A 15,821-nucleotide genomic window follows, 5' to 3' on the forward strand; every position below is an offset into this window, starting at 1 on the left:
CGGCAACGAGGTATGCGCGAATTTCGAATTTTTAGAGATGCCCTAAAGAGCGTAGGCCCGGCAACTATACAGCTTTACAATTTACATGTCCATGGTGAAAATCATCGAAATAGCATTGATGTGAAAAGGGTTTTTCGAGACAGTAAACCTCCCGTCATGAATATCCACCGTCATATCCACCGTCGTAACGGGTTCACATAAAACTTGACGTGCGACAGCATTCAAATTGCAAACTGGGTGCTTTATCTGCCCTTAGTGCGTCAACCACGAGCCCCATTGATATAAGCGGCGGTAAGTTCATGCGCAGGCGCTTCAAAAATCTGCCGGCAATGACCAAATTCAACCAGCCGTCCGGCATCGCCCCTGGTCCAGAAAAATGCCGCATAGTGGGCGATACGCCGAGCCTGCGCCAGGTTGTGGGTGACGATAACGATGGTGTAGCGTCCGCACAAGCGCGTGATGAGATCCTCCACCACCCCCGAGGCGATCGGGTCGAGGGCACTGCATGGCTCATCCATCAGCAGAATCTGAGGAGTTAATGCCAGTGCGCGCGCAATGCAGAGGCGCTGCTGCTGTCCACCTGACAGGCTGAGCGCGGGACTATGCAGCCGGTCATGCACCTCTTCCCACAATCCAACGTCCTGCAGGACGCGCTGAATGATGCCATCAGCTTCGGCACGCCGGGTAATACCATGTTCGCGCAAAGGCAGCTCAATATTACGGTGGATTGAGAGCGGGAAAGGCGTGGGCTTCTGGAAGACCATGCCAATCTTCCGCCGCAACGCGCGGAGGTCGCACTCCGGGTCATGTATGTCGCAATTGTCAATGCGAATACGACCACCGACCCGGCAACCGGGAATCAGATCAGTCAGCCGGTTGATCGAGGACAGGAAACTGGTTTTCCCGCATCCGGAAGGACCGATAAGGGCGGTAATGCAGCCACGATAGATATTCAGGGAGAGGTTTTCCAACACGGTCCTGGCGCCATAGCTAAGAGAGAAGTTCTCCGCCTCGATCAAGGACTGGGGTTCGCAACATGCCGGGCCGGACTGCATGGGTCCGAGGGTATACGTGTCGTCCTGGCCCATGAATCGGCCAGACGCGGTTGTGCCGGCTTGGTGTTTTGTATTCATTCCGTCACTATCTTTCCTCGTTGCCAGCCTGTTGCCATCTCCATGGCGAGAAGGTTGATAAGCAGCAATACAACAATCAGCACCAGTGCCGAGGCGTGGGCTGCCACATCCCCGCCCGGAATATTCATCGATAAGTCAAGGATATGCACCGCCAGCGTGCGTCCGGAGTCCAGCAAAGATCCCGGCATGCGGTCGACATATCCGCTGGTGAATAATAGAGCCGCGGTTTCCGCCATCGCACGGCCGATGCCCAGCAGCAAACCGGCGACCAGCGCAGGCGCGGCGGCCGGTAGCAGTACATGAAACACAGTTGCCGCGCGTGACATGCCCAGCGCCACGGCTAACGAACGGTACGTGTCAGGCAGCGCTCGCAAACCAGCCTCGGCCGTGCTGACAAGAATGGGCAGGAGCATACAGGCCAAGGTCAGCCCTCCGGATAAAATGGAAAACCCGAGACCGAGATAAATGCTGAAAAAAGCATTGCCAAACAGGCCAAAAACGATGGACGGCACCGCGGCGAGAATCTGCAGACTATTGCGCACGGTATAGCCAAAGCGGCTGCCGGAGGAAACATATTCGGCAAGCATGACAGCCGCAGCCCAGCCCAGCGGGAGGGCCACGACCAAAGCGATCAGGAGGACCAGGATGGTGGAAACCAGGATCGAACCGATGCCCCCGCCGCGCCCGGCATTCTGCGGTGGATCCAGCAGGAAGCTCCAGGAGAGATGTTCAATTCCGCCGCGTGCAAGATCACCGAATATCCACAGAAAAACGGCGCTGATCAGCAAAGCAACGGCGTATACGCTCCATTCCGCCAGCCGGTCGTGCCAACCATTGCTGGAGGGCATAGCCCTTGTCGAAGCTGTTTCAGCTTTTCCCACCTCAATTCCTTCCGATCCGCGCTGCGGCGCTCCATAGCGCGACCACCAGCAGCATGAGCACTAGGCCGGATACAAACAAAGCAGCCCTGTGGTCGCCTAACGCGTAAGGCATTTCCAATGCAATGTTGGCAGCGAGCGTGCGTATCGGATCGTACACAGTGGACGCGTGCTGCACTACATTGCCCGTTACCATCAGCACAGCCATCGTTTCGCCGATGGCGCGGCCCGCCGCAAGGATGACGCCCGCGGTGACACCCATCCTCGCCGCAGGCAGGACCACACCGCGAATGATGCTCCAACGTGACATCCCAAGCGCTGCCGCACCGCGCAAGTATTCATCCGGCACAGCCAGAAGCGCCGCGTGCGCCGTCAACGCGACGGTTGGCAGGATCATCAACGTCAGCACCAGGATTCCAGCCAGTAAACTGGCGCCCGGGGGATGCAATTCATTAATCAGCGGTACCAGAGTCGTCAATGCCCAAAAGCCATACACCACCGAGGGAATGCCCGCGAGCAATTCGATCAGACGCCGGTAAACGCCAGCCGCCGGGGGCGGGGCATAGTAGGCAACAAATAAGGCCGAGGCTATACCAAGCGGCGTGGCCAGGAATAACGCCCCTCCCGCGGCGTAAAGCGTACCGGACAGCATGGGCGCGAGGTTGTACGCACCTTCGCTGGGTTGCCACGAGCTATCTGTGACGAAGCGCACAGCCGAGACCTCCCTCAGAAGAGGCAAGGACTCGGCAAGAAGGAAGAAGAGAATCAATAACACCATGCCAGCCGCTATACCGGAGGCTATCCGCAGCAGCCAGAGAATCAGTGTATCAACGGATGCTGATGGGAACAAAATATTGCGCTTCGACCAGATCATGTGCCTCCGGGGAGCGTGCGAATTCGATGAACTTTCTTGCCAGCCCTTCCGGAAAGACCCGGGTCACCAGGTTCAGCGGCCGTGATAGTGGAAACGTACCACTACGCACATTCGCCACCGTGGCGGCAACGCCATCAAGAGGCAACAGCTTGATTGGCGTCCCATGCTCTGCTTCGTATGCAGCCGCGCCTATCGAAACGTAACCAATGGCATTCCGGTTGCCCACAACTGTTTTAATACCTTGGGCGTTATCCCCTATGACTACGTGCGGTTTAATCTGGCTGTTCTTTAGATTAAGATAGCTCAAAAACAATTCAAGCGTGGAACGTCCCTCGGCCTTGTTCACCACGGTGATAGGCGAATTTACCCCTCCCACTTCCTTCCAGTTCGCGATTTTTCCGGTATAAATATCGATAAGCTGCCGCCGGTGTAGCATAACGACCGGGTTGCTAGCGTGGACGATTATTCCGACTCCGTCCAAAGCGATAGCGTAGGCGTGCAAACCCTTCTCCTCCGGCTTCAGGTCACGCGAGACCATGCCGATATCGGCCGTCCCGTTGCGGACGTCGTTGATTCCCCGCGAGGAGCCGCCAGTCTGCACATCTATTCGTGTTCCAGGATGCCGTGATTCGAAACGCCGCGCAATCTCTCCAGCTAAGGGCGCGATTGTGCTGGCCCCTGTCAACACCAGTTTTTGCGCTGCAGTGTTCCCCGACGGGCTCCAGACCAGTCCAACGGCGAACATGATAGTGCCCACGACTGCAACTCCCGCAAGTTTCATTCCGTTCTCCCTATCCTCTCCGCCAAGCGTGGTATTTTTCCACCAAGTCAAGCACGCAGCCGGGCAAATGCTCACTCCGCCACTGTCCCGCGGCATACTTGTTCGCCTCGGACCAGGTCGGGTAGGTATGGATCGTACCCAGAATCTTCTTGAGGCCGATGCCATGTTTCATGGCAAGGACGAATTCCGCCAGCAGGTCGCTGGCATGCTCACCGACAATGGTGACGCCCAGAATGTGATCCCTTCCCGGCGGGCTGAGAACTTTGACAAACCCGAACGCCGCTTCGTCCGTAATTGCCCGGTCTAGATCTTCCAGACTGTAGCGCGTTGCCTCATACTTAATGCCGCGCCTGCTGGCTTCAGCCTCGGAAAGCCCGACGCGAGCGAGCTCGGGATGGGTAAACGTGGTCCATGGAATGACCGAGTAGTCCACCTTGAAGCGCTTCACGCTCCCGAACAAAGCATTCACGGACGCGTACCACCCCTGATGCCCCGCAACGTGAGTGAACTGATAGGGACCGGCCACGTCGCCGCAGGCATAGATGTTGGGATAAAGCGTCTGCAACCACGCATCGGTCTCGATATGGCCCTTTTTTGAAACCGGAATTCCCAACTCCTCCAGGCCCAACCCTTCGGTATGTGCCGTTCTTCCTACAGCGCATAGCAGGGCATCAAAAGGAAGCGAATTTTCGGCTCCGTCCTTGTGACGTACGATCAAATGCTGTTCCCCTGCTTCGCATTCGCAACGAACAGCATCGGTTTGAGTCAGCAGGCGGACGCCATCCATGCGCAACGCGGTTTCAATCACCGCAACAGCATCGGCATCTTCTCTCACCAGCAAACCGTTGTTCGCCACCAGCGTGACCTCACAATCGAGAAGTGCGAACGCCTGAGCCAATTCGCAGCCGATCGGCCCGGCGCCCAATACCACCAGCCGCGTGGGACGCTCAGTCAACGACCAGATGGTGTCGGATGTATAGTAGCGCACCCGCTCCAGGCCCGGGATGGACGGGATGACCGGGCGCGAGCCGGTAGCGAGGACAATCGCGCGCGTGGTGATGGATCGTCCGTTAACCTCCACCGTCCAGGGAGAGGTAACCCGGGCCTTGCCATGGATGACCTCCACTCCCAGTTCGGCGTAGCGCTGCGCGGAGTCATGGGGTTCGACGGTTGTTATAACTCGGCGCACACGTGCCATTATGTCAGCGAAACTGTATTCGACGGCTGCGTACGCAATGCCCAGCGCTCTAGCCCGGCGCGTCTCCCGCAGGAACGCGGCGGAACGGATCAGCGCTTTCGAAGGTACGCAACCATAATTAAGACAGTCGCCGCCCATCCTGTTTGCTTCGATGAGGGTCACTCTGGCCCGCGTAGCAGCGGCGACATAGGATGTGACCAGGCCGGCGGCGCCGGCACCGATGACCACGAGATTACGCTCGAAACGGTTTGGTTTAGTCCAGTTTTTGCCCCTCATCCTACTCATTCTCGTCATCCGAACGTGTTCAAGACCCCACCTCGCCACCCAGGGAAAGGCAGCCAGCAACGCAAGGGAACCGATCAATCCCGGCGAGAGGATCCCTGAAAAGCTGGTGAGCAAACCCAACTGCGTCCCGGCATTAACATAAATCGCGGTCCCGGCCAGCATGCCCAACAGGCTGACCCAAAAGAAAGTGCCGGTCTGCATAGCGGTGAGGCCCATTAGCAGATTAATCATGAAAAAAGGAAAGATGGGTATCAGGCGCAAAGTGAAAAGATAGAATGCGCCATCCCGCTGGACGCCTTCGTCGATCGCCACCATGCGTTCCCCGAAGCGTTGCTGGACGGCAACGCGAAACACGTACCGCGACATCCAGAAAGCAAATGTCGCCCCAATACTGGCGGAAATGACCGCGACCGGAATGCCGACCCACAACCCGAAAATTGCGCCGGCCGCCAGCGTCATCATCGCCGCCCCGGGCAGGGAAAGGGCAGCGATAATAATATAGACGCTGGCGTAGTATCCTATTAAGCGCAGTGGCTGCGTCAGATAGGCCCGTTGCAGTTCGTCGCGACTGTTCTTGAGGGTTTCGAGGGTAATGAAACGCTGGAGATCAAAGGCAAAAAACAATCCGCCCAACAATATCAGCAACAAGAGCAACCACCAGCGTTTCATCGTCGGTGCCTCTAACAATCATTCTTCGCGACATGGGGGATTCTGCCCGCGCTGGCGTTAATCAACACCGCGCTTCACTTCGCTGCACGACGCACCGTATTTAAAGCAACTATAGCATCGATGATGTTTCATGCTCACAGGTGCTTGCAGAGCTTCGGTCAGTGTTTGCGCAAGGATGTAATCGGGATCGTCATCCACAAGCGTGCAGGCGTAAACATACGTGCAGCCGTTGCTTTTTACGACCATCCTACTGAAAGAACACATGAAAGATCGTCTTGTCTCTTCAGAATGGAAGTCGGCCATGCAGCGTCCGGTAATCTGCGGCACTGCCACATCCGCGTGTGGGGGATGAAGTTCTGGAAACTCGATCAGCGTCAACTGCTCGGGTAGCCCGGCGGAGCGAAAAATCTCGGCGAAGCGAGCAGCAACGGCATCCTGTGCCATGTCGGACAGCTTTTGGTGCGCCACCGACACATGAAATCCCATCTCGTGGAGCGCCCGCAGGCCTTCCAAAGCACGCGCAAACATACCTGCTCCGCGGGCCGCGTCATGGCGTACCGGATCCGCATAGTCCAGGCTTATGCGGAAATGCAATTCCGATGAATGGTCGCGTAGCGGTTTTAGCTGCTGGAGACGTTTTATCAATGGCTCGGTCGCGTTGGTCAACACCAGACAGGACCGGTGCCGCAATGCATAATCCAGGATGCGTATGATGTCCTTGTTGACGAAAGGCTCACCGCCGGTAAAAGAAAACCGCTTGACGCCGAGCCTGAGCGCTTCGTCTATATAGGGCATCGCGTCATCGAAGCGCAACAGCTGCAGGCGGTTGTCGCCCGGCTTCGACCCCTCAAGGCAGAAAGGGCAGGCAAGATTGCAGGCGGTGCCGGTATGAAACCAAAGTTCGTCCAATGCATGCGCCCGGATAGCACCACGCGGTTCTCCGCTCGGAGTCAGCCACCAGTCGTTGGAACGGATGGTCCGGTCCGCCTCAAGCTCGAGCCGCGTACCCATCGCTAACAGCATCCACCGGCTCGTGCTGTCCCGCTGTCATTGACGTTGTCGTCATAGGGAAGCCCCATGCCGCAACCGGGAAAAATGCCGTAATGCCGCTCGAAGTTGCCATAGAACTCAAAATGCGCGGCGAACCGGCTGTCGCGCAGCATGCGCCAAGTGTTCCCGCAGACCGGAAAATGCTTTCCCGTTTCGATGCGGTGATGCTTGTCGAGCACGAACACATGGGGGTGATGTGGTATCGTGCCGCGATAAACGACCGCCTGGCCATAGTTCTCGCATGCCGGCTCCAGATTGTCCATTTTGAACAAGCGGTAAGTCGCGGAGAAAAAACGGATGTTGCCAGTGCGGGAGGCCAGCTCTGCGTTGCGCAGGACAACCCTGCGATCGTATATCAGGCGTGGGTCGTCAAACCCATGCTTCAGGGAAAGGTTGATGAAATCGTTCCAATACAGGGCGCCGCTTAGGCATTCCCCATATAGAACAGGATCGGTGCTGAGTGTTGCAGGTACCCGACGGTCCGTATAAATATCGGAAAAGTATAATTCGCCGCCGGGCTTCAGCACGCGCCAAGCCTCACGCAGCACCGCTGCCTTGTCGGGCGCAAGGTTGAGCACGCAATTCGAAACAATCACATCCACGCTCGCATCGGCCAGTTTGAGCTCCGACAGGCGCTCGATGTAGCCGTGCAGAAAACGCACATTGCTGACGGCATAACCGAATACTTTACGATGGTATTCCTCATGCTGCCGCGCGACAGCCAATTGCTCTTCGGTCATATCGACCCCCACTACGCGGCCATTTTCTCCCACCAGTTTCGACAACACGTATACGTCACGCCCGGCACCGCAGCCCAGATCGAGCACGGTCAGATCTTCAAGCAGTTCGGGCAGCACCAGCCCACAGCCGTAGTAGCGAGTAAGCACCTCGCTGTGTATCCGGGCGAGTATCGGCTTGACATATTCGGGCAAGTTATCCCCGGTTGTACAAGCATTGGTCTGAAGATCGAGCGACGAGCTTAGGGTCGCTCCATAGTACTGCTGGACAATATCATGCATGAATCCACCTCCTGCGAAAATCAGTTGGTTTTCGACCGATAGCGTGCCGCCAATCTATCAGGCGAGACACCCCGGGCAAAAGCAAGCGCAAGATTGCGATTGACCCAGGTACGGCGCCACCATCCATCCCGATGCCAGCGGCGCGGATCGACATGGATTGGCTGGCGCACGGGCACAAAGCGTCCCTGCCGGCGCAGCCCCTCAATCAAGGCGACCTCCTCGAACAAGGGCCAGGGTGAATGGCCACCCGCGTTCCAATAGGCATTCCGCCGCATGAACAAACCCTGATCACCGTAGGGCACCCCGAACCGGCAACGGAAGGCGATTGCTGGTTCCAGCAGCAGCGCAGGCCAAGCGCGAGGACGATCAAAACGAAAGCGGAAATAGCCACCCACCGCCCCTTGGTCGAATGCAAGCTGCATTGCACTCAGCGGGTCGGGAGGCAACCGGTTGTCGGCATGCAGGAACCATAGTGCATCCCCTCTCGCTACCGCGGCGCCCATGCGTAATTGTTGTCCACGGCAAGGTTCGGCCGCCAGCCACTGCGCCCCATACTGCTGACATACTCTGCCGCAGGCCGCGTCGCGCGCACCGTCCACGACGATGGTTTCAAGCGACGAATCTGGCAACTGTTGCAGCTGGCGGAGCAGATCTGCCAGCTTGCTCTCATCATGGTAACAAGGAATGATCACGCTAAACCTGGGCATGGCCCAGTGCCCCCACGCTGACGATATCGCAAGTCAACTGGCACAATGCCTGCCGGGCCGGCCGCGGGTCGGCCTTCAAGGCGGCGATTAAATGAAGCATATCCTGCTCTTCATCCACGTCGAAACTCTGCGCAAGCGTGGCAAGAGACTGTCCAGCCGCTTGGCAGCAGTCGGCCAGCGCCGACCCCAGATGCGATGTGCTCCACGGCAGCGCGTCCAGCATCGGCCAACTGCGGCGGCTCCCCATCAACACGACGCCGCCATCGGCAGCAGGCTTCAAAACAGTATCATGGTTCAGCAAAGCCTCCCGCGCCGCCGCGTAGTCGGCTGCCACCAGCGCGGGCGCGTCGCTGCCGATGTAAATCAGGTGTTCCAGCCCCCGTTCGCGCAGGCTATGGTCCACTGCGTTTAGCCGCTGTCCCAGATTGCCCTCGATTTGGGGGATGATATGAATTCTTGGCTGTAACTGGGGTAATAAGGAAGCGGCCCAGGCGTAATTGGAGGCGTGCGCTGGCGCGATGACCACCGGACCCGGCCATTCGCGCGCATCCTCCAGCGCACAGGCGAGCAATGCCTCGGCAATGCGCCTGGCTCCTTCCTGTCCCACGCTCGCGGCCAGCCGTTGCTTGGCGATGCCCAATGTTGGCCGTTTGCATACCAATACCAAAACAAGCTCAGTCATGACGCTGCAGGTGCGTAGCGTAGTATTTGAACGATAGGATTTGCTGACTAGACAGCATGGCCATCTTTTGCGCCACCGTTAGCGCTTACATTGCTGACGTCCCCGCGTATCACGAGATTGCCTCCGCGCTTATAACGTTAGCAGTTCGCGGTCTTGCCCTTTGTAATTACATCATAGACAGCATTTGATCGTGAAGCACTAGATTTTTTTGAAACCGCTGTGCCGCATGGCGGTATTTGTCAGGAACGAGCACGATAAGTGCGTAACCGCCTGTGACTCACCTCGTCGTACGGCTGAATAGTGGACGATACTTCGCGACAATTGGGGAAACACTACTCTCAGTCCTAAGGTTACCCAACGAAGGTAGAGGGTACTGGCGGCTCGGGCGGCCTCCGTGAGGGAGACGCCTATAAGTGGGTTCCGCTGAAAGCGGAAGCATTTTGCAGAAAGAATACGGCGTTCAAGTCCCTCGACAGAACGGCACCGACATTTACTGCCGGCAACGGACGAGGGGTAAAAACGTGTTCATTCCACAGGTCTTACCCCTGTCCGCGCCGTATTGTCTGCTTCTGGATCGAATCAGGATAGGGAACTGCGTGACATGAAACCGAGCAAACCCAAACCTGCAAGAAACATGGCGTAGGTTTCTGGCTCCGGCACAACGGCAATGCTGAAACTGCCACTCAGCAAGGCCCCTGCTTCAACAAGCGTATAGGGCGAAGCGTTGGGGGCAAGATAAGCATTCTCAAGGCTGGCGCCCGTAAGCATAAAACTGCTGAAGCTGAGTTCCTCGCCGACGACGCCCGCGAAGCTGAAACTCACCGGTTGATCGCCTCCTTGCTGCACGTCCCATAGATATTCCCCAACCACGTCATTGCCCCGGGAGACGGACAGGCCAAGCCCGAGACAGCCGCCGCTTACCATGCTATGTACATCGTAGAGCGCGCTGGCATCCCCCGCGAAGCTGACTTGTACGGCAGAACCATTGGCTTCCCCAAGGCCAGCCACTATTGTGAGGGTCGCCGCAGTAAGATCAATGAAAGCGTCCTGCTGATGACTGGGAACATTGAGTCCACCGCTCGACGCCGCGCTCAACGAGTGGCTAAGGGTCATTGTCAGGTCCATGCTCGCCACCGAAAAACTCAGGAACGCATCCGTGGCGTAGCTATGCTCCAGCAAACCGCCGGTTAAGGAAGCGTTATATAGATTGGCGCCAAACAGAGCCACGTCGCTCCATGCCGGGGATAAATCCGTTACGGCGTCACTGACGCTGTCGCCGTTCGTCGCGGCGCTATAGCCACCCGTCGCCAGATAATCGACCCGTTCGAAATAGGCAGCGTGTGCGCCGGCGCTTAACCCCGCCATGAACAGGCCGGCCAGCAGGGGTTGGACCCTGGTTTTCATTATATTTTTACCCGGCTTATTTCAGCTATGCTCATTGACGTATTATGCGGTTTTGCGGTCCGGGGACGACGCCGGTAGGATTAGCCATCAGGTAGGCTTCCAGCGCATCGGTATCCACTGCGCCCCCCAAACGGTTCGTGCCCTCACGCAATACGGTGAAGGTGCCGCCGCCGTCCGCGAGGAAGCTGTTGACGGTGACACGGTAGCTTGCGGACGGGCTTATCGCGGCGCCATCGATCATGACCGAGCGGGGCACCACGTAATTGTGTCCACGTACCGAGTTGGTGAATTGCGCCCCTTCGGCTTCATCCAGATTGCGGTTAAGTGGCAGCGGGAAAGTATGTGCGTAGGTGAAGCCATTCGATACCTGGAGAATCCGCGGGAAGGGCTGCGCAGTGCCCCATTGCTGCTCAAGCAGTGCATAGAGTTGCGCACCAGTCAGGGTCATGGTCACCAGCGAATTGCCAAAAGGCTGCACGGTAAAGGCTTCGCCATAGGTGACGGTGCCATCCACCTTGCCCGGAGCGGAGAATGGCAGGTCAGCCCGGATACCGCCGGGGTTCATGAACGCTACCACCGCGCTACCCGTACCGGCGCTTCGGGTCGCTGCAAGCTGTGCGTCGGCGATCACGTCACCCAGCGCCGATTCGCCGGAGTTGTTGTTATCGCGGGCGATGGTTGCCGTAATGTTGCCGATCACGCGCGTTGCGGGCATAGCTGACAGGGCGGCATAATGGTCGACCAATTCCAGCAGGCTGGGGTCCTGCACCACGGCACTGGTGCTGCTGCCGACATTGATGTTGTTGGCACTGACAGCGACAACATCCTTGCTGCGGGTGTCTATAATCATGTCGACGTCGCTCAGCACACGAGCATATTGACCCGCTGAGGTTACACGCACCGACTGATCCGCGGAGTTGTTAATGAGGCAGTTATAAACCTTATGGGTATGTCCGGAGATCACAAGATCCACTTCCGTGTGAAGTCGATTGACGATATCCAAGATGGGTCCCGATAGGCCAGTGCAATTGCCTCCCTCCAGGGTGGGAAAACCGCCTTCGTGAATCAGCACGACTATCGCTTCGATACCTTGTGCCTTGAGCTGCGGAATCATCGCATTGACGGTATCCGTTTCATCGTGAAATTCCAGACCGGCAACGCCTGAGGGTGACACAATAGTCGGCGTGCCCTCCAGCGTCATGCCGATGAAGGCGACTTTGATGCCCGGAAAGCTCTTGATGCCTACCCCGGGGAAGAGCGTGCTGTTGGTAGCGCTATCCACCACGTTGGCCGCCAGGAACTTGAATTCTGCGCCACGAGATACACCTTCCTTCAGGTCGGCGGGAAGGCCTTTTCCGTGTACGGGTCGGTTGGATGATTGCCGCCATTCTGCATGCGCAGCAACTCAGTCTTGCCTTCGTCGAACTCGGTTGCCAACGGCGTTGAAGTCGACGCCAATGCGGTTCATCGCTTCTATGGTGGGCTCATCCTTGAACAGCGCAGAGGTAAGGGGACTTGCGCCAATCAGATCTCCCGCTGAGACGACGGCATGCGACTCATTGGCAAGCTCTCAATTCCTTGATCGTCGTGGCAAAACGGGCGACGCCAGGATTGCTGGAAGAGCCTTCGCCCGATTTAATATTGCCGTGAAAGTCGTTGAAAGCTATCAGCTTGATCTTCAGAGTTGTTCCAACGCCAGATTTCAGGGCACCGACCATGAGCCTATTGCGTTCTACAGCCGTGATTTTGCGTTGCTTGAACAGATCGAAGCTAACTTTTGACGCGTGGGTGAGGAATGCCTGCTGGCTACCCCAGGGTTGCTCGTCTTTGATGAGATCATCGATCGTACAGACGCCATCGACCGCCCGGTTGGCGACCTCGGTATCGTAATTGCCGAACGCAACCGTGGGGGGATGTATCAGGTGTCGTGCAGGCGCCATGCGCCAGCGTTGGAATAAAGGCAGCCAGCAGCGCTGCCAAAAATGCCTTTTTGTTCATTCGGTAGCTCCACCGTTCGTTAAAGTCGGCCATCAATCGGCATCCCCCGCACCGACGCCGGAGGCTTGGGCGGCAACCATGAGCTTGCTGCGCTCAGCGGCAGTGATCTTCTTCTGTTTGAGCAGATCAAAACTTACTTTCGATACATGGGCGAGGAAGGCGGTCTGGCTGATCCATGCCTGCTCGTCCAGTATCAAGTCATCAATGGTGCAACCTTTGTCGATCACGCGGTTGACAACCCCGCTGCTGGCGTTGCCCAGGACTACGATGGGCGACGCGTCAGGACTGGTGCAAGTACCGAGCGGCGCCAGCTTCAGGCCGACGATAACCGGGTCGTGGTCGGAATTGCGGAAAGGATCGGGGGCGAACAGGCTATTGATCTGCGCGGGCGTCTTGAAGTTAGTGTTATAGTCGAGCACATTCGGCTCATCCGCATTGACGTGCCATTCTGCTACGCTCACCACCTGAGATGCCAGGGAAGGCGTCGCCAAAGCATGATCGAGATAACCCCACTGACCATCGAAAACGTAGCTGTACGCGTCCAGCCCGCGGTAGGCTTCGGTTAGATTCACCCAGCCATTGCTCGTGAATGCCCTCACCGGATCTTCCTTGGCGTATGCATTGAGGTCGCCAATGATCAGGACGTCCGGATCCGCCGTGTCGGTGGGATTGCTAGCCAACCAGCTTCGAAGCTCGTTCGCGGCATTCAGTCTCACGGCATTGCAATTGCCCTGACCGTCGCCAGCGTCTGGCGCGTCACAGGCGCTGCCTTTGCTCTTGAAATGATTCACTACCGCGATGAAACGTTCTCCATCCCCGGCATCACCGATCTGCTGAAAAGACTGCGCCAGCGCCGGACGATTGCGGGGGGCACTATCGCCCCCACTCTGGAATGCCGCACTGTTGAGCGCGGAAGTCGTCCCCACTAGCGCAAGCTTTGCCGGACGATAGATAAAGCCGACCTTGATAGCATCGGTACCCAACGCATTGGTCTGCCCGGTGCGGGCATCGACATCCACAATGTCATAATTGCCGGGCATGGTTGCGGCGTTCAGGGCAGCCACCAAATTGCGAATCGCGCTGTTGCCGCCGTAGCCGTCATTCTCGATCTCGATCAGACCGACAATATCGGCTTCCATCTCCACGAGGGCGGCGATGGTCTTCGCCTGCTGACGGGTAAACTCTTCGCTGTTCTCGGCGCCACGACAATCCATCGGACTGCCCGATACGCCTCCAGTGCACTCGCCGAAGCTATTGAAATAGTTCAATACATTCATGCCTGCGACGCGCAGCGTACCGCCCACGTTGGGACTGAACTCCGGTCTTGGGTTTTCGGTATGGAACTCGGGCATGCTGGCGGCCAGCGCATTGACCGGCCGCACCCGCCAGGCGTTACCGCTGGCAGCGTTACCGCTCCAGGCGTACGTCATGACGCCCACGATACCGGTGGCAGAATCTCCACCGCGCAGCGTGTTGACTGCCGACAGGGGCTGAGCATTGCGCGCAAACACGATCGGATCGGGGTTTTGACCGTTCGATCCATCGTCAAGGATGATGCGGTTGAGATTGTTCTGTGCCTGTACCGCCAGCGCGGCCGCGCCGGGTAGGGCGACATTCGTCGGCTGCGGCAGACGCGCGCTGGATGACAGTACGACCTGACCGAAACGTCCCAACTGGAAGTGCTCGGTGACATACAGGATTTGCGGCAGGCGCACCACCATCCCCTCGTAACGCTCGAAGTCCTCGCTCGACGCCATGGGCAACATTACATCCACCGGCGCCACGCTTCCGGTGCCGCACTGCTGAATACTGGTCGCGCTTAGCTGCGTCTGGTTCTGAAATTCTCCAACAGTGCCGGTAACGCGAACAACCTGACCCAATTGGACGCTATCGTTGTTACCATTGAAAACAAATACCGCGTCCGAGGTGGTGGAGTCGTTATCGCCGACAAGATCCTGCAGGTAGAAGCCGCGCAGCGCGGGCGAAGGTCCCTCGTAGTCCCCCACGACTACGCCCTTGGTTGTCACCACGCCGCTAAGGGGCGTGGCGCTTCCGCTCCCCTGAATCAGAAAGGCCGCCGTGTAGGGCCCGTCACATCCCGTCTCCGTTCCCGCAACGCTGAAGCTGGCGGTGTAGTTGGCCGCCATCGAATCGGGCCCATCTGCCGTGTCCTGATCGGTCACACTGGCGCCCACAACCGTCAGCGTGCAGGTCTCACCTGCCATGAAATCGTCAACCGGGTCCAGCGTGAGATTAGAAGCGCCACCGCTGGTTATTGCGGTCTTCATACCACTGCTCGAACAGCTCAATGAATACCAGCTGCCACTAACATTTACCGGCTCGGAAAAGTTGACTGTCACGCTGGCATCCGCCGCCACCCCCGCCGCCGCATTGGCGGGCACGGTGCTGGCCACAACCGGGGCCGTATCGCCCCCATTAGTGCCGCCCTCATACGCAGCCAGATCGGAGAAGTCGTCGGCGGCAAAACCTTCCCACTCCAGCGCCGGATTGAAGGCGTCGTTGGGGTTGGTGTCCCCCTCCGTCACAACCGACTTTCGGCGCAATGTGTTGTCTTGCGTGCTGACCAGGCCACTGCCCCATTCGCTACCGGGATCAACGCCGACCTGGCCGATGGAATCGACCACGGCTGTTCCCTTGACCAGCACCAGCGCATCGTCGCCGTTGTACCAGCTTGAGGTGTCTGTCTGGTCAGCCTTGCTGAGTATCGCCGCGGATGCGCTGCCATGCGCGAGCACGAAGACCCCGCCGGCGGGCACTGTCCCATTCAGGCTGATTGTCAACCCAGGTGTAGCCGACCCATTAAAATATATTCTTAAACCATATCGGCCGGCAGCCAGGTCAACGTTGGACGCCGTACCATTGAATAACTCAATTGCCTTGTTGTTGCTGCTGCCCTCGATATACTCGGAAATGTATAGGTCCGTAGCCGCCATTGCTGCGGAGCCAGCCGTACATGCCAAACCCACAATCATGGTCAGCGCCAGCCTGCGCAAGCGACCAAAATAAATAAATACGTTATCCAGCCTCATGTGGTCTCTCCCCGGAAATGATAGCGGCAGCAAATGACGCGCAGTAGCTTCGCGGGGTAGAGAGGGCGCGTTACACGCCTTCAATCGGATAAT

At 57.8% G+C, this 15,821-nt stretch carries 14 protein-coding genes; all 14 read right to left on the reverse strand.

The features are described from left to right. Positions 1-260: 260 nt before the first annotated feature. Positions 261-1,133 (reverse strand): phosphate ABC transporter ATP-binding protein, encoded by an 873-nt coding sequence (locus BM022_RS07210; protein WP_256209018.1) that lies wholly within the window; start codon positions 1,131-1,133, stop codon positions 261-263. Then, the gene (pstA, locus tag BM022_RS07215; RefSeq protein WP_091138262.1) at positions 1,130-1,981 is read right to left on the reverse strand and encodes a phosphate ABC transporter permease PstA; all 852 of its coding nucleotides are present in this window, start codon (positions 1,979-1,981) and stop codon (positions 1,130-1,132) included. The genes BM022_RS07210 and pstA overlap by 4 nt, the downstream gene beginning before the upstream one ends. A gap of 34 nt (positions 1,982-2,015) precedes the next feature. Continuing rightward, positions 2,016-2,885: a phosphate ABC transporter permease subunit PstC gene (gene pstC, locus BM022_RS07220; RefSeq protein WP_091138097.1), complete on the reverse strand. Its 870-nt coding sequence runs from the start codon at positions 2,883-2,885 to the stop codon at positions 2,016-2,018. After that, a complete protein-coding gene (locus tag BM022_RS07225) occupies positions 2,839-3,666 on the reverse strand; it encodes a phosphate ABC transporter substrate-binding protein (RefSeq protein ID WP_091138099.1) in 828 nt (275 codons plus the stop codon). The genes pstC and BM022_RS07225 overlap by 47 nt, the downstream gene beginning before the upstream one ends. Positions 3,667-3,676: 10 nt before the next feature. After that, a complete protein-coding gene (locus BM022_RS07230) occupies positions 3,677-5,818 on the reverse strand; it encodes an FAD-dependent oxidoreductase (protein ID WP_091138100.1) in 2,142 nt (713 codons plus the stop codon). Positions 5,819-5,875: 57 nt separating this feature from the next. Then, a complete protein-coding gene (locus BM022_RS07235) occupies positions 5,876-6,841 on the reverse strand; it encodes a radical SAM protein (protein WP_256209020.1) in 966 nt (321 codons plus the stop codon). Beyond that, positions 6,832-7,887: a methyltransferase domain-containing protein gene (locus tag BM022_RS07240; RefSeq protein WP_091138102.1), complete on the reverse strand. Its 1,056-nt coding sequence runs from the start codon at positions 7,885-7,887 to the stop codon at positions 6,832-6,834. Before BM022_RS07240 ends, BM022_RS07235 begins: the two co-directional genes overlap by 10 nt. A gap of 20 nt (positions 7,888-7,907) precedes the next feature. Next, complete coding sequence (locus tag BM022_RS07245; protein ID WP_091138103.1) at positions 7,908-8,594, reverse strand: TIGR04283 family arsenosugar biosynthesis glycosyltransferase; 687 nt, start codon at positions 8,592-8,594, stop codon at positions 7,908-7,910. Continuing rightward, entirely contained in the window at positions 8,581-9,276 is a 696-nt protein-coding gene (locus tag BM022_RS07250; RefSeq protein WP_091138105.1) for a TIGR04282 family arsenosugar biosynthesis glycosyltransferase, read from the reverse strand. The genes BM022_RS07245 and BM022_RS07250 overlap by 14 nt, the downstream gene beginning before the upstream one ends. 579 nt (positions 9,277-9,855) lie before the next feature. Further along, positions 9,856-10,680 carry a PEP-CTERM sorting domain-containing protein gene (locus BM022_RS15960; RefSeq protein WP_091138107.1) on the reverse strand — a complete coding sequence of 275 codons (825 nt, stop codon included), beginning with the start codon at positions 10,678-10,680 and terminating at the stop codon, positions 9,856-9,858. Positions 10,681-10,711: 31 nt separating this feature from the next. Next, on the reverse strand, positions 10,712-11,965 hold the full coding sequence (locus BM022_RS07260; protein WP_256209023.1) for a bifunctional metallophosphatase/5'-nucleotidase: 1,254 nt from the start codon (positions 11,963-11,965) through the stop codon (positions 10,712-10,714). A gap of 47 nt (positions 11,966-12,012) precedes the next feature. Continuing rightward, positions 12,013-12,138, reverse strand: coding sequence for a hypothetical protein (locus BM022_RS15965; protein WP_256209024.1), 126 nt, complete (start codon positions 12,136-12,138; stop codon positions 12,013-12,015). Between the two features lie 98 nt (positions 12,139-12,236). After that, positions 12,237-12,620: a hypothetical protein gene (locus BM022_RS15970; RefSeq protein WP_256209025.1), complete on the reverse strand. Its 384-nt coding sequence runs from the start codon at positions 12,618-12,620 to the stop codon at positions 12,237-12,239. Between the two features lie 90 nt (positions 12,621-12,710). Further along, positions 12,711-15,728: an ExeM/NucH family extracellular endonuclease gene (locus tag BM022_RS07265; RefSeq protein ID WP_218146852.1), complete on the reverse strand. Its 3,018-nt coding sequence runs from the start codon at positions 15,726-15,728 to the stop codon at positions 12,711-12,713. Positions 15,729-15,821 lie beyond the last annotated feature (93 nt).

This window comes from Nitrosospira sp. Nsp14, assembly GCF_900113575.1.
GTDB lineage: Bacteria > Pseudomonadota > Gammaproteobacteria > Burkholderiales > Nitrosomonadaceae > Nitrosospira.